General features: G+C 69.0%; 23 protein-coding genes. 14 read left to right on the top strand and 9 right to left on the bottom strand.

From position 1 onward, the window contains the following. Nucleotides 1–79: 79 nt before the first annotated feature. Nucleotides 80–1,513, top strand: a complete 1,434-nt coding sequence (locus tag J7520_RS07200) for a M20/M25/M40 family metallo-hydrolase (RefSeq protein WP_291185939.1) — start codon at nucleotides 80–82, stop codon at nucleotides 1,511–1,513. 15 nt (nucleotides 1,514–1,528) lie between these two features. Here the strand turns inward: J7520_RS07200 and J7520_RS07205 are convergent, their stop codons facing one another. The 3 genes from J7520_RS07205 to J7520_RS07215 all read right to left on the bottom strand — a co-directional run bounded on the left by J7520_RS07205 (nucleotide 1,529) and on the right by J7520_RS07215 (nucleotide 5,401). Further along, nucleotides 1,529–2,356, bottom strand: coding sequence for a trypsin-like serine protease (locus J7520_RS07205; RefSeq protein ID WP_291185942.1), 828 nt, complete (start codon nucleotides 2,354–2,356; stop codon nucleotides 1,529–1,531). A gap of 5 nt (nucleotides 2,357–2,361) precedes the next feature. Further along, nucleotides 2,362–3,804, bottom strand: a complete 1,443-nt coding sequence (locus J7520_RS07210; RefSeq protein WP_291185945.1) for an amino acid permease — start codon at nucleotides 3,802–3,804, stop codon at nucleotides 2,362–2,364. An 88-nt stretch (nucleotides 3,805–3,892) separates the two neighbouring features. Next, entirely contained in the window at nucleotides 3,893–5,401 is a 1,509-nt protein-coding gene (locus J7520_RS07215) for an amino acid permease (RefSeq protein ID WP_291185948.1), read from the bottom strand. Between the two features lie 283 nt (nucleotides 5,402–5,684). Between J7520_RS07215 and J7520_RS07220 the strand changes: the two genes are divergently transcribed. Next, nucleotides 5,685–6,143, top strand: a complete 459-nt coding sequence (locus J7520_RS07220; protein ID WP_291186546.1) for an NUDIX hydrolase — start codon at nucleotides 5,685–5,687, stop codon at nucleotides 6,141–6,143. Nucleotides 6,144–6,262: 119 nt separating this feature from the next. After that, the gene (locus J7520_RS07225) at nucleotides 6,263–8,824 is read left to right on the top strand and encodes a prolyl oligopeptidase family serine peptidase (protein WP_291185951.1); all 2,562 of its coding nucleotides are present in this window, start codon (nucleotides 6,263–6,265) and stop codon (nucleotides 8,822–8,824) included. Between the two features lie 17 nt (nucleotides 8,825–8,841). Here J7520_RS07225 and yeiP read toward each other — a convergent pair whose 3' ends face one another. The 6 genes from yeiP to J7520_RS07255 all read right to left on the bottom strand — a co-directional run bounded on the left by yeiP (nucleotide 8,842) and on the right by J7520_RS07255 (nucleotide 14,776). Further along, nucleotides 8,842–9,405 (bottom strand): elongation factor P-like protein YeiP, encoded by a 564-nt coding sequence (gene yeiP, locus J7520_RS07230; RefSeq protein WP_291185953.1) that lies wholly within the window; start codon nucleotides 9,403–9,405, stop codon nucleotides 8,842–8,844. A gap of 96 nt (nucleotides 9,406–9,501) precedes the next feature. Further along, nucleotides 9,502–10,077: a Slp family lipoprotein gene (locus tag J7520_RS07235; protein ID WP_291185956.1), complete on the bottom strand. Its 576-nt coding sequence runs from the start codon at nucleotides 10,075–10,077 to the stop codon at nucleotides 9,502–9,504. A 65-nt stretch (nucleotides 10,078–10,142) separates the two neighbouring features. Beyond that, complete coding sequence (locus J7520_RS07240; RefSeq protein ID WP_291185959.1) at nucleotides 10,143–12,122, bottom strand: DUF3488 and transglutaminase-like domain-containing protein; 1,980 nt, start codon at nucleotides 12,120–12,122, stop codon at nucleotides 10,143–10,145. After that, the gene (locus J7520_RS07245) at nucleotides 12,119–13,090 is read right to left on the bottom strand and encodes a DUF58 domain-containing protein (RefSeq protein WP_291185962.1); all 972 of its coding nucleotides are present in this window, start codon (nucleotides 13,088–13,090) and stop codon (nucleotides 12,119–12,121) included. Before J7520_RS07245 ends, J7520_RS07240 begins: the two co-directional genes overlap by 4 nt. Beyond that, the gene (locus J7520_RS07250; RefSeq protein WP_291185965.1) at nucleotides 13,090–14,040 is read right to left on the bottom strand and encodes a MoxR family ATPase; all 951 of its coding nucleotides are present in this window, start codon (nucleotides 14,038–14,040) and stop codon (nucleotides 13,090–13,092) included. Before J7520_RS07250 ends, J7520_RS07245 begins: the two co-directional genes overlap by 1 nt. Before the next feature lie 145 nt (nucleotides 14,041–14,185). Further along, entirely contained in the window at nucleotides 14,186–14,776 is a 591-nt protein-coding gene (locus J7520_RS07255) for a Maf family nucleotide pyrophosphatase (RefSeq protein ID WP_291185968.1), read from the bottom strand. A 121-nt stretch (nucleotides 14,777–14,897) separates the two neighbouring features. On the opposite strand from J7520_RS07255, the gene J7520_RS07260 reads away from it, so the two are divergent. From J7520_RS07260 to J7520_RS07310, 11 genes are all read left to right on the top strand, one after another. Further along, complete coding sequence (locus J7520_RS07260; RefSeq protein WP_291185971.1) at nucleotides 14,898–15,401, top strand: YceD family protein; 504 nt, start codon at nucleotides 14,898–14,900, stop codon at nucleotides 15,399–15,401. 67 nt (nucleotides 15,402–15,468) lie between these two features. Further along, a complete protein-coding gene (gene rpmF / locus J7520_RS07265; protein ID WP_291185974.1) occupies nucleotides 15,469–15,663 on the top strand; it encodes a 50S ribosomal protein L32 in 195 nt (64 codons plus the stop codon). Nucleotides 15,664–15,729: 66 nt separating this feature from the next. Beyond that, nucleotides 15,730–16,743, top strand: coding sequence for a beta-ketoacyl-ACP synthase III (locus J7520_RS07270; protein ID WP_291185977.1), 1,014 nt, complete (start codon nucleotides 15,730–15,732; stop codon nucleotides 16,741–16,743). A gap of 11 nt (nucleotides 16,744–16,754) precedes the next feature. After that, nucleotides 16,755–17,000, top strand: coding sequence for a hypothetical protein (locus tag J7520_RS07275; protein WP_291185980.1), 246 nt, complete (start codon nucleotides 16,755–16,757; stop codon nucleotides 16,998–17,000). 1 nt (nucleotide 17,001) lies between these two features. Then, the gene (gene fabD / locus J7520_RS07280; protein ID WP_291185983.1) at nucleotides 17,002–17,952 is read left to right on the top strand and encodes an ACP S-malonyltransferase; all 951 of its coding nucleotides are present in this window, start codon (nucleotides 17,002–17,004) and stop codon (nucleotides 17,950–17,952) included. Between the two features lie 119 nt (nucleotides 17,953–18,071). Then, complete coding sequence (locus tag J7520_RS07285) at nucleotides 18,072–18,410, top strand: metalloregulator ArsR/SmtB family transcription factor (RefSeq protein WP_291185986.1); 339 nt, start codon at nucleotides 18,072–18,074, stop codon at nucleotides 18,408–18,410. After that, nucleotides 18,403–18,834 carry an SRPBCC domain-containing protein gene (locus tag J7520_RS07290; protein ID WP_291185989.1) on the top strand — a complete coding sequence of 144 codons (432 nt, stop codon included), beginning with the start codon at nucleotides 18,403–18,405 and terminating at the stop codon, nucleotides 18,832–18,834. Before J7520_RS07285 ends, J7520_RS07290 begins: the two co-directional genes overlap by 8 nt. Before the next feature lie 98 nt (nucleotides 18,835–18,932). Further along, on the top strand, nucleotides 18,933–19,676 hold the full coding sequence (gene fabG / locus J7520_RS07295) for a 3-oxoacyl-ACP reductase FabG (protein WP_291186549.1): 744 nt from the start codon (nucleotides 18,933–18,935) through the stop codon (nucleotides 19,674–19,676). A 202-nt stretch (nucleotides 19,677–19,878) separates the two neighbouring features. After that, entirely contained in the window at nucleotides 19,879–20,118 is a 240-nt protein-coding gene (gene acpP / locus J7520_RS07300; protein WP_291185991.1) for an acyl carrier protein, read from the top strand. 151 nt (nucleotides 20,119–20,269) lie between these two features. Further along, nucleotides 20,270–21,508 (top strand): beta-ketoacyl-ACP synthase II, encoded by a 1,239-nt coding sequence (gene fabF, locus J7520_RS07305; protein WP_291185995.1) that lies wholly within the window; start codon nucleotides 20,270–20,272, stop codon nucleotides 21,506–21,508. Nucleotides 21,509–21,617: 109 nt separating this feature from the next. Next, nucleotides 21,618–22,964 (top strand): aminodeoxychorismate synthase component I, encoded by a 1,347-nt coding sequence (locus J7520_RS07310; RefSeq protein ID WP_291185998.1) that lies wholly within the window; start codon nucleotides 21,618–21,620, stop codon nucleotides 22,962–22,964. The last annotated feature ends 23 nt before the right edge of the window (nucleotides 22,965–22,987 follow it).

The raw sequence follows: 22,987 nt of genomic DNA on the forward strand, positions 1-22,987 counted from the left end.
CGTCGGCGGACGGAGCGATGACTTGTCGTGATCGCGGCGACCGACCATGCTTGCGGCTCCCGCATTCGAGGACGTCTTCATGAAGCAGAATGGCCTGGTTTCCGCGCTGACCGCCTTCTTCGCCGTCGCGGCCTTGCCGGCTTCGGCGAGCGGACCGGCGCCGGACGAGGCGGCATTCCGCTCGCTCTACAGGGAACTCGTCGAGATCAACACGACGCTGTCGGTCGGCAGCTGCACCGAGGCGGCGAACGCGATGAAGAAGCGCCTGCTCGCCGGCGGCCTCGCCGCCGCGGACGTGCAGGTACTGGTGCCGCCGCAGCGGCCGAAGGACGGCAACCTGATCGCGACCTATCGCGGCAGCGACGCGAAGGCGGAGCCGATCCTGCTGCTCGCGCACATCGACGTGGTCGAAGCGCGGCGCGAGGACTGGCAGCGCGATCCGTTCAAGCTCACCGAAGAGGACGGCTGGTTCTACGCGCGCGGCGCCAGCGACGACAAGGCGATGGCGGCGGTGTTCGTCGACAGCCTGATCCGCTATCGCAAGGAAGGCTTCAAGCCGCGCCGCGACATCAAGCTGGCGCTGACCTGCGGCGAGGAAACCTCCGAAACCTTCAACGGCGTGTCCTGGCTGATCGAGCATCATCCGGACGCATTGAAAGCCGCCTTCGCCCTGAACGAAGGCGCCGGCGGCGAACTCGGCGCCGACGGCAAGCCGGTCGCGCTGCAGATTCAGGCCGGCGAGAAGGCGTACCAGGATTTCACGCTGGAGATCACCGATCCGGGCGGGCACAGCTCGCGCCCGAAGCCGACCAACCCGATCTACCGCCTCGCCGCCGGGCTCGACAAGATCGGCGCGTATCGTTTCCCGATCCAGCTCAACGAGATCACGCGCGCCTACTTCAAGGCACAGCTCGAACTCGCGCCGAGCGCCGCCGTCGACGACATCAAGGCGGTGCTGCGCGATCCGCCGGACGAAGCCGCGGCCGCGCGACTGTGGGCGATGAACCCGGCCTGGAACAGCATGCTGCGCACGACCTGCGTGGCGACCATGGTCGAAGCGGGGCACGCGCCGAATGCGTTGCCGCAACGCGCGCGCGCGAACGTGAACTGCCGCATCCTGCCCGGCGTGCCGATGGAGACGGTGAAGAACACGCTGGTCCATGTGATCGGCGACGACGGCATCGCGATCAGCGGCATCGAGGATCCCGGCGCGAAATCGCGCGTGCCGCCGCTGACGTCGCAGATGCTGGAGCCGGTGCGCCAGGTCGCCGAAACGATCTGGCCGGGCGTCGCGGTCGTGCCGACGATGTCGACCGGCGCCACCGACGGACGTTTCCTCAATGCGGCGGGTACGCCGACGTACGGCTTGTCCGGCATGTTCCACGACGCCGAGGGCAGTCGTGCGCACGGCCTCAACGAGCGCATCCGCGTGAAGTCGCTGCTCGACGGACGCCGGTTCCTCCACGAGATCGTCAAGCGCTACGCGACAGACGGCGACTCCGCGACGAACTGACGTGCCGCCGGATGCTCAGCGGCGGCGCGGCTGGCCCGCGGCGATCGTGGCCTCGATCCAGCCAGCGTAGCGGCTCAGGCGAACGTTGCAGCCGCTCTGTCCGTAGGCGCCGGGGCGCACCGTGACGGGGTTGCCTTGCAGGATCTTCCACGACGCCAGCCCGGCCAGTTGCCGCCGGCCGTCGACCTCGATCAGAACGGGGCCGCCGCTGTCGCCGTTGCCGAGCATGCCTTCGAGCGGCAGCGCCGCCGGCGGCTTGTCGAACAGGTAGCAGATCCAGCGCTCGTCCGCGCGGGTGATCCGGTTGAACGCGCGGCGCAATTCAGTGCGGTGCGGGGCTTGCGGATCGTGCCCGCGGGCGCCGGTGCCGGTGGCGCCTTTGCCGACGAGTTCGACGGTCCTGCCGAGTTCGTCGCCGCCCTTGTAGAGAGGGACCGGCGCGACGTCGGTGGCGGGAGCCGCGAGTTCGATCAGCGCGACGTCGTCGGAGGCGGCGAGGAAGTCGATCACGCCCGTCGCATCGCCGTCGCGGATGGCCTGGTCGACCAGCGTCTGCGGCAGCTGCTTGTAGCCGGGATGGACCACCACGCGCTCGACCTTCCGGGCCGTGCCGGCGACGGTGATCTTCTCCGGCTCGTGCCCGCCGACGGCGTGCGCGGCGGTGACGATCCATTGCGGCGCGATCAGCACGCCGTGCCCTTCGCCCGGCAGGTCGGCCAGGGCCGGCAGTTCGGACGCCGGCACGCGGTACGCCGCGTCGTCGACGTCGTCGCGGATCACGATCGCGCCGGCGCCGGACGCCGCGGTCAGCAGCAGGAGGAGAGCGAGTCTCCCGCCACGCACGATGCTCAGCGACCCGTCCGCCGCAACCGGCTGTTGCGATAGCCGTAGCCGAGGTAGACGGCGACGCCGATCGCGGTCCAGGCCAGCAGCAGGCTCCAGTTGTACCAGCTCATCGTGCTGAGCAGCAGCAGGCAGCTGGCGATGCCGAGCGTGCACACGACCGGCGCCCACGGCACGCGGAACGCGCGCGGCAGGTCCGGCTGCGTGTGGCGCAGGATCCAGACGCCGGCGCAGACCGCGCAGAACGCGATCAGCGTGCCCATCGAGGTGAGTTCGCCGAGCACGTCGAGCGGGAACACCGCCGCGAGCAGGGCGATGCCGATGCCGGTGATGACGGTGTTGATGTGCGGCGTGCAATAGCGCGGATGGATCTTCGCGAACACCGGCGGCAGCAGGCCGTCGCGGCCCATGATCATGAAGATGCGCGGCTGCGCGATGATCATCACCAGCACGACCGAGGACAGGCCGATCAGGGCGCCGAGTTCGACCACCACACGCAGCCAGGCCAGTTCGGGATGCGCCCTGACCGCGGTCACCACCGGCTCGGTGGTGCCGAGCTGGGCGTACGGCAGCAGACCGGTCAGCACCGCGGCCATGGCGATGTAGAGCACGGTGCAGATCGCCAGCGAGGCGATCGTGCCGATCGGCAGGTCGCGCTGCGGGTTCTTCGCTTCCTGCGCGGCGACCGAGGTCGCCTCGAAGCCGATGTAGGCGAAGAACACCATCGACGCGGCGCGCAGCACGCCGGACCAGCCGTACTTGTCGCCGCCCTGGTTCTCCGGAATGAACGGGTGCCACAGGTCGGGATTGACGTACTGCCAGCCGGCGATGATGACGATCAGGATCAGGCCGATCTTCAGGATCACCATGGCGATGTTGGCGCCGCTCGACTCGCGGATGCCGACGTAGCAGAGCCAGGTCAGCGCCAGCACGATCGCCACCGCAGGCAGGTTGAACAGCGCGCCGGTGGTGACCAGGTGGCCGTCCTGGAACGCGATCGGCGCATTCGTCAGCGCCGGCGGCAGCACGATGTCGAAGTGCTGCAGCAGGCTGTTGAAGTAGCCGGTCCAGCTGACCGCGACGGCCGAGGCCGACACGCCGTATTCGAGCACCATGTTCCAGCCGATGAACCAGGCCGCGCCTTCGCCGAGCGTGGCGTAGGCGTAGGAATAGGAGCTGCCCGACATCGGGATCAGCGTGGCGAACTCGGCGTAGCAGATCGCCGCGAAGCTGCAGCAGATCGCCGCGAGCACGAAGGACAGGATGATCGCGGGCCCCGCGTGTCCGGCCGCGGCCTGGCCGGTGATCACGAAGATGCCGCCGCCGATCACGGCGCCGATGCCGAGCGCGGTGAGGCCCCAGGGTCCGAGCGTGCGCTTCAGCGCCGGGCCGTCGCCGCTGTCGTAGCCGGAGAAATCGGTCTTCTTGGCGAGCAGTTGATCGAGCATGAGGCTTCCGTCGTGCGCGTTGCGCAGGGTGGCGCGCGAAGCCGGCGTGGCGCCGGCTTCGCAGTCAGGAATGCACGCAGCGCACGGCTCAGGCCGCGTTCGACGCGGCCAGCTGGCTGCGTCGATAGCCATAGAGCCGGTACACGACCAGGCCGATGGCAGCCCAGGTCACGAACACGATCTTCGCGGTCATGCTGAGGTTCACGAACAGCAGCAGGCAGCCGAACACGGCGAGCGGGCAGACCAGCCACGCCAGCGGCGTGCGGAACGGGCGTTTGCGGTCCGGCTGCTGCTTGCGCAGGATCAATACGCCGATCGACACCATCGCGAAGGCGAGCAGGGTGCCGGAGTTCGACGTGTCGGCCAGCTTGCCGACGGGGAACAGAGCCGAGCAGAACGCGACCACGAGGCCGGTGATGATCGTGATCACGTGCGGCGTATGGAAGCGAGGATGCACTTTCGACAGCGCTTCGGGCAGCAGGCCGTCGCGCGACATCGTGAAGAACACGCGCGTCTGGCCGAACATCATCATCAGGATCACCGACGGCAGGGCGAGGATCGCGGCGACGCCGATCCAGTTGCCGATCGTGGAGAAGCCGAGCATGCGCAAGGCGTGCGCCAGAGGCTCCTTGCTGCAGACCAGGGCCTCGGAGGCGGCGCAGGCGGCGGCCATCGCGTCGCTGCCCGGTTCCAGCGGCATGCCGTCCGGGCCAAGGATCGGCTGCGCACCGACCGAACCCGCCGCTCCGTAGCCGACGAGCAGATAGAAGATCGTGCAGATGCCGAGCGAGCCGATCAAACCGATGGGGATGTTGCGGTTCGGATTCTTGGTTTCTTCGGCGGCCGTGGACACCGCGTCGAAGCCGACGTAGGCGAAGAAGATCGACGCCGCGGCGCCGAGCACGCCGACACCGCCGAGCGGGCTGCCCCAGCCGCCGGGCAGGAACGGTTCGAAGTTCGAGCTTTTCACCGCGGGCACCGCGATCAGAATGAACACGGTCAGCGCGACGATCTTGATGGCGACCAGCACCGAGTTGACGCGGGCGCTCTTCGAGGTGCCGATGACGAGCAGGAAGGTCACCGCCAGCGAGATCAAGAAGGCGAGCAGATTGAAGGTGCCGCCGGTGTACAGGCCGCTGCGCAGGAATTCCGGCAGCGCCAACGCGCCGGGTTGCACCAGGCCGAACATGTCGCTGTGCGCGAGCAGGCCATTCATGTAGCCGGACCAGCCGACCGACACCACCGATGCGCCGATCGCGTATTCCAGCACCAGCGCCCAGCCGACGATCCAGGCGACGAATTCGCCGAGAACACCGTATGTGTAGGTGTAGGCGGAACCGGAGACCGGCAGCATCGAGGCCAGTTCGGCGTAGGCGAGCGCGGCCAGCGCGCACACCGTGGCGGCGATCACGAATGCGATCATCATGCCCGGACCGGCTTTCTGTCCGGCTTCGGCGGTCAGCACGAAGATGCCCGTGCCGATCACCGCGCCGACTCCGAGCAGGGTCAGCTGCAGTGCGCCGAGTTGTCGTTTCAGCGATTTCTTTTCTGCCGTTTCAAGAATCTGATCAAGCGGTTTGACTCGCCAGAAAATCATCGCGTCCCCTTAGCAAATTGCTCGGTGCAGGTCGGTGGTACGGGACAGGATTTTCAAGCCGCTGCCGCCGTCGTGGAGGTCGCCCGCTCCGGCGTTCGCCGGCACGAGTGCGCCGGTAAAATACGCGACCCCCGACGGAGCGGCAAGCAAACTCGTGCACGAAAAAAATGCTGCTTCGCCGCAAAATTTGCCGCCGCACCAGCAGCGCTGGCTCGCCGCGCTCGGCGGCTATGCGCGTCTGCACGCGGAGGAGGGCGACACCATCGCGCTGTTCCGCGCCTTCATGGCCGAGCGTGCGGACGCCGCATCGCGCGAACTGGCGAGCGGCCATCTCACCGGCAGCGCGTGGCTGGTCAGCGCCGACGGCGGTCGCGTGCTGCTGACGCATCACCGCAAGCTCGACCGCTGGCTGCAGCTCGGCGGCCATGCCGACGGCAACGTCGATCTCGCGCGTGTCGCACTGCGCGAGGCGGAGGAGGAATCCGGTCTGGTCGACCTGATCGTGGAACCGGCGATCTTCGACCTCGACCGCCATCGCATCCCGGCGCGCGGCGAAGTCGCCGAGCACTGGCACTACGACGTGCGCTACGTCGTGCGCGCGGCCGGCAACGAAGCGTTCGTCGTCAGCGAAGAATCGCATGCGCTGGCTTGGCGCGACGTCGCCGAGCTGGCCGAAGGGGACGGGGTCGACGAGTCGCTGCGGCGGATGGCGCGCAAGTGGCTGAAAAGGCCTGCGTTCTGATCGAAGGAATCCATCGACGCCCCGCACATGGCGAGGCGGATCGGTATCGGCAATCGGCGAGTCGCGATTTCCTTGTTGCGCTATCCTGCCCGATGGGGGTTGCAGGGGAGTGAGGGGCTATGCAAGGGATTGATCGCGTCGAGCCGCGGTATCGGTTCGCAGGTTTCGTTCGTGGCGGTTTCCTGATCCTGGCATTCGCGTGGTGTCTCCTGGCGCACGCGATCGATCGCCTGGATCCCGGCGAGGCGCCGACTCTGAAGGAAGACGAAGGACTGCTCGCGGTGTCCGTCGACACGAGCGCGGCGCTCGGCAGCGTCAAGTTCCTCAGAGTCGGGACGTTCTTCGGCGGCGACGTCCTCGCTCACGTGCCGGTAGGACGCACGATGCAGTTGTACGTGGTGCCGGCCGGACGCTACCAATGGGTCAAGGTGAATCTGGTCGACGCCTACAACTGGAGTTCGATCCTGACCTTGAAGGACGATCCGGAGTACGCGTTCGAGGTCAAGGCCGGGCAGATCACCTATGCCGGCGAACTCGTCCTGCGGCCGCGGGGGTGGTTCACGTCGGGCGTTCGCGTCGCCAATCGTTCGCTGCCGGTGATCGATTGGCTGCGAGAGAAGTTTCCGGCGCTCTACGAGCGCTATCCGTTCGTCTACAGCGGACACTATCCCGATCCGTTTCCCGAGTTCTACCGCAAGGAACGCGCGGCGGCGGCCGATCCGCCGGCCGATCTCGATGCGGTCCGCGCACCGCCGGAACCCGGCGAGCTCGCGCTGCCCCCGAAGATCCTGTGGGCATCGGGCCGCATCGACACCGCCGTGCTGAGTCCCAGCGGTGCGCTGATGGCGGAAGTGGTGCACGAGAGCGACGGCACGCAATGGCTGCGGCTGATCGACGTCGACGCCGGCAGCAGCCAGGCCCTGGTGAAGTCGACGTTGGGCATCGGCGACGTGCAATGGAAGGACGAGCGCACTCTGCTGGCGAATCTACCCAGCCTCGGAGGCGATCAGCTGCACGCATTCGTGCTCGGCGAGCGTTCCGGCGAGGCGCGTCGTTTCGAGCATCTCGAAGGTCCGGCCGGCGGCCGCATCGTCGATCTGCTGCCGGACTATCCCGGCGAAATCCTCTACGAGGCGCGCGTTCGGCAGGGCACGCTGGTCGTGCACAGGCTCGAAGTCGCAAGCCGCCGGGCCATGCAGGGGTTCGCGAAGACCAGCATCGCGAACCGGCTCAACAAGGGTGTCGACGACGACCTGGCCTGGTACGCCGACGGTTACGGCGCCTTGCGTGCGGCGGTGGCGAAGAAGGACGGCGAACGCGTGCTGATGCACGGCAGCTACGGCAAGTTCAGCCCGATTCTGCGCTTGAGCGAAGACGACGGACTGACGCCGCTGAAGCTTTCCTACGACGGCAACGTCATCTATGCCCTGAGCGATCAGGGACGCGCGCAACGCGACCTCGTCGTCTACGACCCTGCCCAGGGGAAAATCACCAAGACGCTGTACAGCAAGCCGGGCGTGGACGTGGCGGCGGCGCTGTTCGGCGATCGGCGCGAACCGATCGGCGTGCGCTACTACGAGAACGGGCGACTGGTCAGCGAGTATTTCGACGGGCGCAATCGCAGTATCGAGGCGATGCTGCAGAACGCGTTCCCGCGACGCTCGGTGGCGATCGTGGATCGCAATCGCGCGGCGGACCGCATGCTGCTCTGGGTGGACGGCAGCGATCAGCCGGCGCAGCTCTACTATTTCGACGCGGGGAAGCGCGAAGCACAGCTGATCGACGAGGCGATGCCGGAGCTGCAGAAGAGGAAGTTCGTGCCGACCGAGCTGATGAAGCTGCAGAACGCGGCTGGAATGCCGATCGACGCGTTCGTCACGATTCCGGACGGCAACGGCAAACGGCCGCTGGTCGTGATGCCGCATGGAGGGCCGATCGGCGTCGCGGACGCTCTGCATTTCGATCGCGGCGTGCAGTTCCTCGCCTCGCTCGGCTATGCCGTGCTGCAGGTCAATTTCCGCGGCTCCGACGGCTACGGCCGCGCCTTCCGCGAGGCGGGGCGCTACCAGTACGGCCGCGGCATCGAGGACGACATCGACGCGGCCTTGCAGGCGGCGCTCGAGCGGTTTCCGCTCGACAAGGAGCGCATGTGCGTGCTCGGTGCGAGCTACGGCGGTTATTCGGCCCTTTATTCGGCGTTCCGCTGGCCGGGACGCTTCCGTTGCGCCGTTTCCATTTCCGGTGTCAGCGATCGCACCTTGTTCTTCACGGCGAGTGACGGCGGCACCACGCGGCAGGGGCGTGAAGCGCTGGAGCGCTGGATCGGCAATCCGCGTACGGATCTCGAAGCCATGATCGCCACCTCGCCCTTGTACCAGTACCGCCAATTGACGCTGCCGATCATGCTCGTCCACGGCCGCGAGGACGCGCGCGTCGACTTCGAGCACACGCGCCGGCTGATACGAATGCTCAATCTCGTTCGGCGTCCGCCGGTGGCGCTGAGCTTCGACGACGAAGGGCACAGCATCGGCGAAGCGAAGAATCTGGATGCGGAATGGAGCGGCATCGCCGGCTTCCTGCGGCAGCATCTCGGCGCAGTGCCGGCAGGCGCGCCGGCAGCGGCGAAGGCCGCCGACGGCACTGCTGCCACGGCCGCCGGCGCGTCGTCGCGGCGGCCGTAGTAAGTGCGGAGAGTCGATCAGGCCCGGCCGGAAAATTCCCCGGTCGTCGTATTGACCGTGATCTTCTCGCCGGTCGTGATGTACTCCGGCACGAGGATCTCGATGCCGGTCGACAGCTTGGCCGGCTTCGGCCGCTTGGTCGCGGTCGCGCCCTTCATTTCCGGCGCGGTGTCGACCACTTCGAGCACGACCGACTGCGGCAGCTGCAACGCGACCGGCGCGTCGTCGATCAGCTGCACGTAGCAGCCCTCGATGCCGTCGACGATGTAGCCGGCGTCGTCGCCGATCGCGCTGGCGTCGAGCGTGTACTGCGTGTAGTCCTCGCTGTCCATGAACACGTAGGCGTCGCCGTCCTTGTAGGAGTAGGTGACGGCGCGGCGCGTCAGTTCGGTTTCCTTGAGGTCGTCCTCGGCACGCAGCGAAATGTCGAGCTTCTGTCCGCCGGGCACGGAATACATGATGAAGCGGTAGGTCACGTTGCCGCCGCGGCCCTGCGGCGAGCTGCGCTCGATGTCGCGGATCTGGTAGACCTTGCCTTCGTGCTCGACGACGTTCCCTTTCTTGATCTCGGCTGCGCGCATTGCAATCAACTTGATGGACGGAGGAAGCGGCGGATTATGACCGATCCGCCGATTCCCGCGCGCCGGCACGAACGTGCCGGACGAGTCCGCCGATGCTCAGCGAGGAGGCCGCGGGTGCGAGCGTTCGCGAATGATCACGCTGCCGCCCCAGTACGGGCCCCAGTACGGACCCCAGCCCCACGGACCGTACGGACCGTAGCCGTAGCGCCACGGGTCGTAGGGCTCGCGCACGACCAGCGGCCGCTTGGGCCACAGGTAGATCGCGTCGGCGGCGACGTGCGGATAGCTGTAGTCGTAGTCGCCGACCTTGCCGCGGTCGGTGCCGGTGACCCGGCCGACGATCGTCAGCTCGCGGCCGCGCTCGAATTCCTCCGGATCGTAGAAACCGCTGCGGCAGGCGATGAAGCGTCCTTCGCTGGGGTCGCGCGTCATCGGCCGCGCGGTGGCGTCGAGTTTGCGCGAGAGCACCTCGAAGCAGGTGATGTCGGCTTTCGGCTCGACCTTGATGATCTCGCCGCCCCAACGCACCGCCTGGCCGCCGTCGGCGGCGGCCGCGTCGCGCGGCGTCGCGTTGGAATACTGGCCCTGCAGCGGCTTGGGCACGGTGACGCAGGCGCCGAGGGAGGCGCCGAGCAGCGCGGTCGCGGCGAGCTGGAGGATGGACTTGTTCATACGGACCTCGAGCGTTCGACAGGCGGAAAGATGCACTGTTTCGATAGTACTCCGACGACGCTCGGCTACGCGCCGTCGCGTCGGGTGAACTTCTTTACACGTCCTTGCAGGCGATGGCGGCGCACGCGGCGCGCGAAGGCGTCGACCTCGGCGGGAGCGGGCGCGGCGCGCGCGTAGCGCAGGTCGGCGTAGGTTTCCACCAGCGGCGCCAAGCCGTCGGCCAGTGCGGGATCGCGCAGCCGGATCTGCCGCAGCCAATCCAGCGGGCCGTGTTGCGGCTGGGCCGGAAAGCCGGCGTGCTCGACGCGGCGGCGCAGGCGGCTCCAGGCCCGATCGAGCGCGTCGCCGCGCGTCGGCGCGCTGCCGCGCATCGCCCACAAGGTGGCAATCAGCATGGCGATGCCGAGCGCGGCCGACAGCACCAGCACCAGGTCGCCGGGGTTGGCTTCCGGCACTCCGAAGGTCGTCAGCAGGCCTTTCTGACGCAGCGCGTTGAATCCGATGACGCCCTCCGACCAGAGCCGGTTGACGACGTCGAGCTGGTTGCGCAGCTCGCGCAGCCAGTCCGCCTGCATCCAGCCGGTCGCCTCGTGCGCGGCGGCCGCGCCGCGCTCGATCCGCGCCGGGCTGACCGCGGCGGTCGGATCGACGCGCAGCCAGCCTTGCTGCGGCAGCCAGACCTCGGCCCAGGCGTGCGCGTCGGACTGGCGCACCAGCAGGTACGAACTGGCGGCGTTCCACCAGCCGCCCTGGTAGCCGGTGACGACCCGCGCCGGAATGCCGGCGGCGCGCATCAGGAATACGAAGGCCGACGAATAGTGTTCGCAGAATCCCTTTTGCGTGTCGAACAGGAAATCGTCGACCGAGTCGCGACCGAGCAGCGGAGGGCTGAGGGTGTAGCTGAAGCTGGCGTGGAACAGGTCGAGCGCCGCGCGCACGACGGCCTGGTCGTCGCGCCCTTCGCCGCGCCAGCGCTCGGCCAGCGCGCGCGTGCGCGGGTTGAAGCCGTCCGGCAGCGCCAGCGCGCGGGCGCGCATCGCTCCGTCGAGCGTCGGTGCGAGGCGATAGCGGGTGACCGACTGGCCGCGGTATTCGCGCGCTTGCGCGACGGACGCGAGCGCGACCGCGACGCGGTCGGAGCCCAGCCGCGCGTTCGTCGGAGCGTCCAGCGGCAGGTCCAGCATCGGCAGCCAGGGACGCTGGGTCGGTTCGAGCGTCACGCGGTAGTCGAGCGTCGGACCTTGCTCCTGCAGGACTTCGATCTCGCGCGCGCCGCGGCGCCATTCGCGCGTCCAGGCGGTGCCGTCGAAATCCCACAGCACGATCGTACGGAAGTAGCGTTGCGACGGCGGCGGTACGGCGCCGCCGAAGTCGACGCGGAACGCCGGCGTGTCGTCGAGCAGCAGTTCGCCGAACTCGCCCGGCGCCATGCGCTCGCTGAGTCCCGAGCGCGCGCTGGCGTCGTTGCCGGGCGCGCCCCACAGCGGCGAACCGAGCCGCGGCACCAGCACGAAGGCGGCCGCGGCGAGCGGAAGGCCGGCACCGAGCAGTGCCGCGGCGATGCGCAGCTGCGCACGCAACGGTTTGCGCGCCGGCAGTGGTGCCGGCTGCAGCGAAGCGAGGCTCGCCAGCAGCAGCACCAGCACCGCGCAGATCGCCAGCGTGAACGGCAGCGATTGCGCGAACAGGAGCGCGCTCATCAGCACGAAGGCGGCGAAGCCGAGCGCGACGCGCGCATCGCGCACGCGTTCGGTTTCGAGCAGCTTCAGGCCGAGCAAGCCGGCGCCGAGCACGCTGCCGGGTTCGCGGCCGAACACGTTGCCGAAGTTCGCGATCACCAGCGCGAGCAGCACCGCGGTCAACGGCAGGCGGATCCACACGCCGACCGGCGGGGCGCCGCGCCGACGCGTCCATACGCGCAGCGGCACGATCAACGCCAGCGACAGCGACAACCACGCCGGCAGATGCGCGAGGTGCGTCGCCAGCGTCGCCGCGACGGTCAGCGCGAGCAGATCGAACTGGCGTGTGGTGAGACGGTCGCTCATGCGCTCGGCAGCAGGGCGAGCGCGCGCAGGCAGGCCTGGCGCTGCGAGGCGCCGAGTCCGGGGCCGATGGTCTCGCCGGGCAGGCGCAACGTGTAGCCGCGCTGCGCGGCTTCGGCAGCGCAGACCCAGGCGGCGAGGCGGCGGATGCGCGCTTCGGTGTCGAGGTCGCGCAGGGCGAACCAATCCAGCGTCAGCGCCTCGCCGGCGCGGCGCTCGACGTCGCGTACGAGCAAGGTGTCGTGGCGCACCGATGGCTTCCAGGCGATCAGCCGCGACGGATCGCTGGCGCGGTACTCGCGCAGGCCGGCGTGTTCCTCGCTGGCGCCGGCGCTGGCCTGTTCGCCGAGGCGGCCGTCGCCGGCCGGCAGCGGCGGTGGCGGCGATTCGAGCGCCGGGTAGATCAGGAACTCCGCGCGCGGATGCAGCCAGCTCCACATCTGGAAAAGTCCCAATGGATACTCGGTCCACACGCGCAGCCGGCCCGGCCGGAACCAGCCGCGGTGCGTGCCCTCGATGCGCAGCGCGATCTCCTGCTCGCCGCCGGCGGGCAGGACGAACGCGGTCTCGGCCGTTTCGCGACGCAGGCGCAGGCTGGCGCGCGGGCGCCCGCCCGGCGCGAAGCGCAGATGCAGATCGAGCGGCTGCTCCGCGTGCGCCTCGTCCGCGCGGACCTGCACCAGGGCCAGCCCGCTCAGCATGCGGAAGCCGAAGAACAGGCTCGCGCCGGCGGCCGCGCCGAGCAGGCAGGTCAGCAGCAGGGCCGGATTGTTGGAGTAGTTCAGCGCGCCGAGCAGCATCACGAACAGCAGCAGCGTGAACGCGGCGCCGAAACCGGTCGGCAGCACGTAGATGCGGCGGCGATCGAGCGCGACCGGCAAGGCTTCGGCGCGGCGCAGGCGGGTCAACGCCGGCAGCCGCCGTTCAGCCTCGGCGAGCAGGCGGGCGCGCAGCGTGGCGGCCGCGCTCATCAGCTCACCGGCGTCGATTCGAGCAGTTGCAGCGCGAGCTTGTCGCGATCGACGCGCGCGCTCGCGCCCAGACCGAGGCGGTGCGCGGCGACGGAGGCGAACACCGCCTGTACGTCTTCCGGCATCACGTGCGCGCGCCCGGCCAGCAAGGCGTGCGCGCGCGAAGCGGCGAGCAAGGCGAGGCCGGCGCGCGGCGACAGGCCGATGCGGATATCGGCGTGCTGGCGGCTGGCGTCGAGCAGCGCCTGCACGTAGCCGATCAGGGCGGGGCTGGCGAAGACCGACGTGCAGGCGTGGCGCAGTTCGAGGATCTGCTCCGGCGTCAGGCACGGCGACAGCGCTTCGAGCACGCCACGGCGGTCGGCCGCGGCCAGCATCGCGCGTTCGGCTTCGCGGTCCGGATAGCCGAGGCTCATGCGCAGCATGAAGCGGTCGAGCTGCGAATCGGGCAGCGGATAGGTGCCGGCGAAGTCGAGCGGATTCTGCGTGGCGACGACGAAGAACGGCGGCGCCAGCCGGTGCGTGGTGCCGTCGACGGTGACCTGCTCCTCGGCCATCGCTTCGAGCAGCGCGCTCTGCGTCTTCGGCATCGCGCGATTGATCTCGTCGGCCAGCAGCAGCTGCGTGAACAGCGGGCCGGGATGGAACTTGAAGCGGTTCGCCTCGCGCTCGTAGATGCCGACGCCGATGATGTCCGAGGGCAGCAGGTCCGAGGTGAACTGCACGCGCTGGAAGCCGAGGCCCAGGGTCGCGGCGAGCGCGTGCGCGAGCGTGGTCTTGCCGACGCCGGGCAGGTCCTCGATCAGGAGGTGCCCGCCGGCGAGCAGGCAGACGAAGGCGAGGCGGATTTCGCGGCGCTTGCCGAGCACGACGGTGTTGACCTGCGCGATCGCGCGCGCGAGCGAGTCGCGCAGTTCGTTCGGGACGGCGGTCTTCGGCGATTCGATCATGGAAGCCCTGCAGGCTGGCGAGGCGACGGGAGGCTGGATGTGGCGGTCAGCCCGCTGAATTTCGAGTGTAGCGGCGACCATCGGCCGCCGACCGCGACGCGGTCTGCGATTGGAGCGCCCGCCGCCGGCAAGGTTCCGCGACGGCTCAGGCCGCGACGCCGGCCGCGCGCAGCATCCGCGCCAGCGCGATCAGCGGCAGGCCGATCAGCGCGGTCGGATCTTCGTTCTCGATGCGCTCGAACAGGCCGATGCCGAGACCCTCGGCCTTGAAGCTGCCGGCGCAGTCGAGCGGCCGTTCGGCGGCGACGTAGCGCGCGATCTCCGCGTGCGCCAGCGGGCGGAACACGACCCGCGTCAGGTCGCAGGCGAGCGCCGGGACGGCGGCCGCGGTGCGCGTGTCGACCAGGCACAGCGCGGTGTGGAACAGTACGCTGCGGCCGGCGCTGGCCGTGAGCTGGGCCTCGGCGGCGGCGACCGAGCCGGGTTTGCCGAGCGCGCGACCGTCGAGTTCGGCGACCTGGTCGCTGCCGATGACCAGCGCGCCCGGGCAGCGCGCGGCGACCGCTTCCGCCTTCGCCTGCGCCAGCCGGCACGCCAGTGCGCGTGGCGTTTCGCCGGGATGCGACGCTTCGTCGACCTCGGGTGCGACGGCGCGGAACGGCAGGCCGAGGCGCGACAGCAGTTCGCGCCGGTAGCGCGAGGTGGAGGCGAGGACGAGGTCGACGGGAGCGTTCATGGACGGTGGATAGCACGTTCGTGCGCGGCCGTCAGCCGGCGCCCTCGGGAGGCGGCGAAACGGCAGCCTGGAGCCGATTCCGGTTGACAGGGCAGGGGTCCGCACCTACCATCGCGCGCCCATGTCAGCAGCCCTGCCAGATCGCGTGGATGTAGCGCGCCAGGTGCAGGCGAGGCGGGTGTTCGAGGGCACGCTGCCGCTGGCGTCGATGCGGCGCCTGCGGGGCAGTCTCGCCAGCACCGAAGGCGAGGCGCGCTACACGATCGAATTCGGCAAGGACGGATTGGGCGTCGCCTACCTCGAGTTGCGCGTCGAGGCCGGCTTGCCGCTGGTCTGCCAGCGCACGCTGGACATCTTCGTGCATCGGGTGGCGGTCGATCAGCGCCTCGGCCTGATCGCGCGGGAAGAAGAAGAGGCCTCGCTGCCGGAAGGCTACGAGCCGCTGCTGGTGGTGGACGGACAGCTCGATCTCGCCGACGTGATCGAGGACGAGCTGATCCTCGCCCTGCCGGTGGTGCCGCTGAAGCCCGGTGCGCCGCTCGAATGGAGCGACGCCGCCGACGAGGCGGTCGAGGAGCAACGCCCGAATCCGTTCGCGGTGCTGGGCACGTTGAAGAAGCACTGAGGCGGTCCGCTGGACCGCCGGGCACGAACGAAAAGCGTGCCGTTACGAATCATCATTGGAGAGTGTCATGGCAGTTGCCAAGAGTCGCAAAACCCCGTCCACCCGTGGCATGCGTCGTTCGCACGATGCGCTGAGCGCCAAGCAGCTCGCCACCGACCCGACCTCGGGCGAGGTGCACATCCGTCACCACGTGACCAAGGACGGCTACTACCGCGGCAAGAAGGTCATCGACTCGAAGACGCCGGTTCGCGAAGAAGACTGATCTTCCTCGCAGGCGGGGCCGCGGCGCATGGCGCGCGGCCTCTCTTCGTGATCGCCGCCGCGGCCGATGCCGCGCGGCGGCATTGACGACATTGCCGGGAGAACGGTTCTGATCTACTCACGCATCGCCGGCACCGGCAGCTATCTGCCGGAAAAGATCGTCACCAACGCCGACCTGGAAAAGGTCGTCGACACCACCGACGAGTGGATTTCCTCGCGCACCGGCATCCGCGAGCGTCGCCGCGCCGCCGACGGCGAGACCACCGGCGACCTGGCCTTCTACGCGGCCACGCACGCGCTCGAGGCCGCCGGCGTGAAGGCCAGCGAGATCGACCTGATCGTGCTGGGCACGACCACGCCGGACATCATCTTTCCGTCGACCGCCTGCCTGCTGCAGCATCGCCTCGGCGCGAACGGCTGCGCCGCCTTCGACGTCAACGCGGCGTGCTCCGGTTTCATGTACGCGCTCGGCGTGGCCGACCAGTTCATCCGCAGCGGCCAGGTCAAGAAGGCACTGGTGGTCGGCTCGGAAACCCTGTCGCGCATGCTCGACTGGTCCGATCGCTCGACCTGCGTGCTGTTCGGCGACGGCGCCGGCGCCGTCGTGCTCGAGGCGTCGAACGAGCCCGGCATCCTGACCACCAAGCTGCACGCCGACGGCGCGTACAAGCACCTGCTGTACAACCCGGTCGGCGTCTCGGCCGGCTTCAACGAGCAGGAGCCGAACCACGGCATCCGCGTGATGATGACCGGCAACGAGGTGTTCAAGGTCGCGGTGAAGACGCTCGACCGCATCGTCGGCGAGACGCTCGAAGCGGCCGGCATGCACGAGTCCGACGTCGACTGGCTGATCCCGCACCAGGCCAACCTGCGCATCATCGAGGCGACGGCCAAGCGCCTGAAGCTGTCGATGGACCGCGTCATCGTCACCGTCGATCGCCACGGCAATACCTCCTCCGGCTCGGTGCCGCTGGCGCTCGACGAGGCCGTGCGCTCGGGCAAGGTGCAGCGCGGGCAGACCCTGCTGCTGGAGGCTTTCGGCGGCGGGTTCACCTGGTCGTCGGCGCTGCTGAAGTACTGATCCGGGCGCGCGTGCTGCCGGAGCTCTCCGATCTTGCCTTCGGAGTTCTGCGCAACGTTTTCGTCGCGTTCGTCTGGGATTTCGTACTCTTCCACCTCGGGCGCGCCGCGCTGCTGCTGGCGACCGCCGGCCGCTATCCGCGCGGGCGCTCCCTGCAGGCACACGCCGGCCGCATCAGCGCGGCCGGCATTCTGGTGTTGGTGCTGATCTGGTGCGGCATCGCACTTCACAACCATTTCGCAACGGGAACCGCCTGAGATGAATACGTCCTCTTCCGCGCTCGCTTTCGTCTTTCCCGGCCAGGGTTCGCAGTCGGTCGGCATGCTGGCCGAACTCGCCGAACTGCATCCGGGCGTGCGCGACACGTTCGCCGAGGCGTCGGAAGGCGCCGGCGCGGATCTGTGGGCGTTGTCGCAGGGTGGGCCCGAGGCGATGCTCAATCGCACCGAGTACACGCAGCCGGCGCTGCTCGCCGCCGGCGTCGCCGCCTGGCGCGTCTGGCAGCAGCAGGGCGGGGCGAAGCCGTCGCATCTGGCCGGGCACAGCCTCGGCGAATACACCGCCCTGGTCGCGGCCGGCGCGATCGCCTTGCGCGACGCCGCGCACCTGGTGCGCATTCGCGGCCAGGCGATGCAGGACGCCGCGCCCGAAGGCGTCGGCGCGATGGCCGCCGTGCTCGGCGCGGACGACGCCGTGGTCGAAGAGGTCTGCCGCGAGGTCTCCGGCGAGCAGGTGGTCGCGCCGGCGAACTACAACTCGCCGGGGCAGATCGTGATCGGCGGCCATGCACAGGCGGTCGACGCCGCACTGGCGAAGCTCGCCGAACGCGGCGCGCGCAAGGCGGTCAAGCTTGCCGTCAGCGTGCCTTCGCACACGCCGTTGATGCGCGAGGCGGCGACGCGGCTGGCCGAAGCGATCAAGGCGTATCACTGGAGCGAGCCGGCGATTCCGGTGATCCAGAACGTCGATGCGCGCGCGCATGCGGGTCTGGCCGAAATCCGCGAGGCGCTGGTGCGCCAGCTGTACCTGCCGGTGCGCTGGACCGAATGCGTGCAGGCGCTGGCCAAGGCCGGCGCGACGCGCGTCGCCGAATGCGGTCCGGGCAAGGTGCTGATCGGGCTGGTCAAGCGCATCGACAAGTCCATCGACGGGCGCGCGCTCGGCACGCCGGGCGAACTGGAGTCGGCGCTGGCCGATTGGCGCCACTGACGCCCGGTTTCGCGTCGCCGAGGACTGAACCAGGAGTGGACGGGCGCGCTTGACGCGCCCGTTCGCTGGCGTATCATTCAACCATCTGGTTGAATTTAACCGATTGGATCTGGATCGCCGTGTCGACACTCGATCTCGCCTTCGCCGCCCTTGCCGATCCGACCCGCCGCCGCATCGTCGCGCGGCTGACGCGCGGCGAGGTCCGCGTGACCGATCTCGCGCTGCCGTTCCAGATGTCGCTGAACGCGGTGTCCAAGCACGTGAAGGTGCTCGAACGCGCGGGGCTCGTGCGCCGGCATCGCCACGGCCGCGAACACTATCTGCAGCTGCGCGCGCTGCCGCTGCGCGACATCGTGCGCTGGGCATCTCAATACGAACGGTTCTGGAACCAGCGCCTCGACGCGCTGGAGGTTTTTCTGGCCGGGACGGCCGCCGACGAGGAGAAATCCGATGATTGAGCGCAATACGGCCGCGATGGGGCCGTTCCACACCAAGGTACCGAGGACGCTCGACGCCAGCGTCGAGCGCGTGTTCGACGCCTGGATCGAGCCGGCCAGCGTCAAGGCCTGGCTGGCGCACGACGGCAATGCCAGCGTCGACGCGCGCGAAGGCGGCCTGTTCTACATCGAGATGCCGCACGAGGGACGCTTCTACCCGCACTACGGCCGCTACCTGCGCATCGAGCGCCCGACCTTGCTCGAATTCACCTGGGTCAGCGAGGGCACGCTCGGCAAGGAATCGGTGGTGACGATCGAGCTCACGCCGCGCGGTGAGCGGACCGAGCTGCTGCTGCGTCACGAGGGCCTGCCGACCGAGGAATGGGCGAAGAGCCACAATGGAGGCTGGTCCGGCTTTCTCGACTTGCTGGTCGAACGTTTGTAGCCGCTCCGTCGGAGCGCCGCTCTCGATTCGGGGCGTCGTCGTGGATGGCCGTCCGGTCTTCTGCGATCATGGACGATCGCAAATACACGGGCGGACAGATGGGCAAGCTCCTGGAAGGTGAGGTCGCGCTGGTCACCGGCGCGAGCCGCGGCATCGGCGCTGCGATCGCGGACGAACTCGCCGCGCTCGGCGCGAAGGTGATCGGCACGGCGACGACGGCGGCCGGCGCGCAGGCGATCGGCGAGCGCCTGGCGGCGAACGGCGGCGTCGGGCGCGAGTTGAACGTGACCGACGGCGCCGCGGTCGAGGCCCTGATCGACGCTATCGCGAAGGAGTTCGGCGCCGTCTCGATCCTCGTCAACAACGCCGGCATCACGCGCGACCAGTTGCTGATGCGCATGAAGGACGAGGACTGGCAGGCGATCCTCGACACCAACCTGAGTTCGGTCTACCGCACGAGCAAGGCGGTGCTGCGCGGCATGATGAAGGCGCGCAAGGGCCGCATCATTTCGATCGCCTCGGTGATCGGCCTGGTCGGCAATCCGGGACAGGCCAACTACGCCGCGGCGAAGGCCGGCATCATCGCGTTCTCCAAATCGCTGGCGCGCGAGATCGGCTCGCGCGGCATCACCGTCAACGTGGTCGCGCCGGGCTTCATCGACACCGACATGACGCGCGCGCTGCCCGAAGAACAGCGCAACGCGCTGCTCGGCCAGATCGCGCTCGGGCGCCTCGGTGCGCCCGAGGACATCGCCAAGGCCGTCGCGTTCCTGGCCTCGCCGTCGGCGGCCTACGTCACCGGCGAGACGCTGCACGTCAACGGCGGCATGTACATGCCCTGAGGCGGGCGTTGCCGTCGCGCCCGCGCCGGCCGCGAACGCGCCGGCTCGGGTGCCGCGGCCGTCGAAAGCGGATCGGGACCGCCGCAGTAGTTCCCGGCCCCGGCTTCCACTACAATGCCGCGGCTTCGGGCACGGCGCCCGCCGCGGGCCGCGCTGCACTCCGCGTACCGCACGAATTCCCATCGGGAGGCAAGAGAGACACATGAGCACTATCGAAGAACGCGTCAAGAAAATCGTCGTCGAGCAGCTCGGCGTGAAGGAAGAGGAAGTGACGCCGAACGCCTCGTTCGTCGACGATCTCGGCGCCGACTCGCTGGACACGGTCGAGCTGGTGATGGCGCTGGAAGAGGAATTCGAGTGCGAGATTCCGGACGAAGAGGCCGAGAAGATCACCACGGTGCAGCAGGCGATCGACTACGTGAAGGCTCACGTCAAGGTCTGATCCGCGTTCCAAGCTTTGTACGAAGCTGCGCCCAAGAGGCGCAGCTTTCGTTTTTGCGATCGGCAACACACGCCGGCGTATGCGATCGCCGCCCGCGGGGCGGGGTAGCATTCTCATCAGACGATCGGAACAGAACAGGCAGGTTTCACTCATGACCAAACGTCGCGTCGTCGTCACCGGTCTCGGCATCGTCAGCCCCGTCGGCAACGATATCGCCACCGCATGGGCCGCCATCACCGCCGGCAAGAGCGGCATCGGCCCGGTCACGCATTTCGACGCGTCCTCGTTCCCGACGCGCATCGCCGGCGAAGTCCGCGATTTCGATCCGGCGCAGTTCGTCGCCGCGAAAGACGTCAAGAAGATGGACCCGTTCATCCACTACGGCATCGCCGCCTCGGTGCAGGCGCTGGCGGACGCGGGACTGCATCCGCACGAGCACGACGAGGAACGCATCGGCGTGGCGGTCGGCGCCGGCATCGGCGGCATCTACACGATCGAGAAGACCGCGATCACGTATCACGAGTCGGGCCAGCGCAAGATCTCGCCGTTCTTCGTGCCCAGCTCGATCATCAACATGGCATCCGGGCAGCTGTCGATCATGCTCGGCCTGAAGGGGCCGAACATCGCCTGCGTGACCGCCTGCACCACCGGCGCGCACAACATCGGTCTCGCCATGCGCATGATCCAGTACGGCGACGCCGACGTGATGATCGCCGGCGGCGCCGAATACGCTACGGTCGGCACCGCGATGGGCGGCTTCTGCTCCGCGCGCGCGATGTCCACGCGCAACGACGAGCCGGAAAAGGCGAGCCGTCCCTGGGACAAGGACCGCGACGGCTTCGTGCTGTCCGACGGCGCCGGCGTGCTGGTCATCGAAGACTACGACCACGCCGTCAAGCGCGGCGCGCGCATCTACTGCGAGCTGGCCGGCTTCGGCATGAGTGGCGACGCCTACCACATGACGGCACCGTCGGAGAACGGCGACGGTGCGCGCCGCTCGATGGCGGCCGCGCTGGCCGACGCCAAGCTCAACGCGGACCAGGTCGGCTACATCAACGCGCATGCGACCTCGACCGGCGTCGGCGACATCGCCGAAGTGCAGGCGATCAAGGCCTGCTTCGGCGACGCGGCGAAGAAGATTCCGGTCAGCTCGACCAAGTCGATGACCGGCCATCTGCTCGGTGCGGCCGGCGGCGTGGAGGCGATCTTCTCGATCCTCGCCATGCGCGACGGCGTGCTGCCGCCGACGATCAACCTCGACGAGCCGAGCGAAGGCTGCGATCTCGATTTCGTGCCGCATACGGCGCGCGAGGCGAAGATCGACGTCGCGCTGTCGAATTCGTTCGGCTTCGGCGGCACCAACGGCACCCTGGTCTTCCGCGGCATGTGAGTTCGGCTGCCGCCGAGCGTGGAAGACTTTGGACGCGGATCGACACGGATAAATACAGAAAAGCTTTATCGGTGTTCATCCGCCTTGATCCGCGTCCGGCTCCTTTCCCATGAGCTGCATCGTTCGCGAACTCGCCGGCAGCCGCGACCTGTTGGCGCTCGCCGCCGCCCATCCGCAGCGCTATCCCGGATTGCTCGAAAGCGCCGCGCGCGGCAATGCGCGCGCGCGCTTCGACATCCTGTTCGCGTTTCCGCAGCAGGCGCTGCGGTTGGACGAGGGCGGACTGGACGGCAATCGTCCCGCCGCGGATTTCCTCGACGCGCTCGACGTGGCCTGGCGCGCGGAATCCTGCGCACGCAGCGACGACGACGCACCGCCGTTCCGCGGCGGCTGGCTGCTCTACCTGGGCTACGAACTCGCCCGGCAAGTCGAACCGAGCCTGCGTCTGCCGCCGCCGCGTGACGCGGCGTTGCCGACTGCGCTCGCATTGCGCTGCCCCGCGGCGATCCTGCTCGACCACGAGCGCGATCGCACTCTGCTCGTCGCGGAGCCCGGCTGCGAGTCCCTGCTCGATGCGATGCAGGCCGACCTCGACACGGCGGCGCGGTTCTCGCCGCGGCCGCTCGTCGTCGATGCGCTCGAGGAGGACGCGCCGCAGGATTTCGTCGACGGCGTCGCACGCGTGCACGCGCATCTGCGCGCCGGCGACGTGTTCCAGGTCAACCTGTCGCGCGAATGGCGCGCGCGCTGCGCCGGACCGCCGGCGCCGGCGGCGTTGTACGACGCATTGCGCCGCGCCAACCCGGCGCCGTTCGCCGGCCTACTGCAATACGAGGACTGGGCGATCGCGAGTTCCTCGCCCGAGCGCCTGATCGAAGTCCACGGCGAGCACGCGCAGACGCGCCCGATCGCCGGCACGCGGGCGCGCTTCGCCGGCGACGACGACGCGGCGCGCGTGCGCGAGCTGGTCGGCCATCCGAAGGAACGCGCCGAGCACGTCATGCTGATCGATCTCGAACGCAACGATCTCGGCCGCGTCTGCGCGCCCGGCAGCGTCGTCGCCGACGAGATCATGTCGGTCGAGAGCTACGCGCACGTCCACCACATCGTCTCGAACGTGCGCGGCCGCCTGCGCGCCGGCGTCACGCCGGGACAGGCGATCCGCGCGGTGTTTCCGGGCGGCACGATCACCGGCTGCCCGAAGGTGCGCTGCATGCAGATCATCGCCGATCTGGAAGGCGTCGGCCGCGGCGCCTACACCGGTTCGCTCGGCTACCTCAACCGTGACGGCGACCTGGATCTGAACATCCTGATCCGCACGCTGACCCTGCACGGCGCCGGCGTTCGCTTCCGCGCCGGCGCCGGCATCGTCGCCGACTCGGACGCGCTGCACGAGCTCGACGAGACGCGCGCCAAGGCGCGCGGGCTGTTGCGCGCGCTCGGGGCCGACGCATGACGATGCGCGGCGCGGACGCTTCG

Origin of the sequence: Dokdonella sp., from assembly GCF_017744955.1 — a bacterium.
Classification (GTDB): domain Bacteria; phylum Pseudomonadota; class Gammaproteobacteria; order Xanthomonadales; family Rhodanobacteraceae; genus Dokdonella_A.

Excerpts from the sequence above, each read along its gene's own strand:
- acpP (WP_291185991.1), top strand. The coding sequence starts at position 19,879 with ATGAGCACTATCGAAGAACGCGTCAAGAAAATCGTCGTCGAGCAGCTC.
- J7520_RS07225 (WP_291185951.1), top strand. The coding sequence starts at position 6,263 with ATGCAAGGGATTGATCGCGTCGAGCCGCGGTATCGGTTCGCAGGTTTC.
- J7520_RS07240 (WP_291185959.1), bottom strand. The coding sequence starts at position 12,122 with ATGAGCGACCGTCTCACCACACGCCAGTTCGATCTGCTCGCGCTGACC.
- rpmF (WP_291185974.1), top strand. The coding sequence starts at position 15,469 with ATGGCAGTTGCCAAGAGTCGCAAAACCCCGTCCACCCGTGGCATGCGT.
- J7520_RS07200 (WP_291185939.1), top strand. The coding sequence starts at position 80 with ATGAAGCAGAATGGCCTGGTTTCCGCGCTGACCGCCTTCTTCGCCGTC.
- J7520_RS07255 (WP_291185968.1), bottom strand. The coding sequence starts at position 14,776 with ATGAACGCTCCCGTCGACCTCGTCCTCGCCTCCACCTCGCGCTACCGG.
- fabG (WP_291186549.1), top strand. The coding sequence starts at position 18,933 with ATGGGCAAGCTCCTGGAAGGTGAGGTCGCGCTGGTCACCGGCGCGAGC.
- J7520_RS07210 (WP_291185945.1), bottom strand. The coding sequence starts at position 3,804 with ATGCTCGATCAACTGCTCGCCAAGAAGACCGATTTCTCCGGCTACGAC.
- fabF (WP_291185995.1), top strand. The coding sequence starts at position 20,270 with ATGACCAAACGTCGCGTCGTCGTCACCGGTCTCGGCATCGTCAGCCCC.
- J7520_RS07290 (WP_291185989.1), top strand. The coding sequence starts at position 18,403 with ATGATTGAGCGCAATACGGCCGCGATGGGGCCGTTCCACACCAAGGTA.
- yeiP (WP_291185953.1), bottom strand. The coding sequence starts at position 9,405 with ATGCGCGCAGCCGAGATCAAGAAAGGGAACGTCGTCGAGCACGAAGGC.
- J7520_RS07270 (WP_291185977.1), top strand. The coding sequence starts at position 15,730 with ATGCCGCGCGGCGGCATTGACGACATTGCCGGGAGAACGGTTCTGATC.
- fabD (WP_291185983.1), top strand. The coding sequence starts at position 17,002 with ATGAATACGTCCTCTTCCGCGCTCGCTTTCGTCTTTCCCGGCCAGGGT.
- J7520_RS07220 (WP_291186546.1), top strand. The coding sequence starts at position 5,685 with ATGGCCGAGCGTGCGGACGCCGCATCGCGCGAACTGGCGAGCGGCCAT.
- J7520_RS07215 (WP_291185948.1), bottom strand. The coding sequence starts at position 5,401 with ATGATTTTCTGGCGAGTCAAACCGCTTGATCAGATTCTTGAAACGGCA.
- J7520_RS07310 (WP_291185998.1), top strand. The coding sequence starts at position 21,618 with ATGAGCTGCATCGTTCGCGAACTCGCCGGCAGCCGCGACCTGTTGGCG.
- J7520_RS07245 (WP_291185962.1), bottom strand. The coding sequence starts at position 13,090 with ATGAGCGCGGCCGCCACGCTGCGCGCCCGCCTGCTCGCCGAGGCTGAA.
- J7520_RS07235 (WP_291185956.1), bottom strand. The coding sequence starts at position 10,077 with ATGAACAAGTCCATCCTCCAGCTCGCCGCGACCGCGCTGCTCGGCGCC.
- J7520_RS07260 (WP_291185971.1), top strand. The coding sequence starts at position 14,898 with ATGTCAGCAGCCCTGCCAGATCGCGTGGATGTAGCGCGCCAGGTGCAG.
- J7520_RS07250 (WP_291185965.1), bottom strand. The coding sequence starts at position 14,040 with ATGATCGAATCGCCGAAGACCGCCGTCCCGAACGAACTGCGCGACTCG.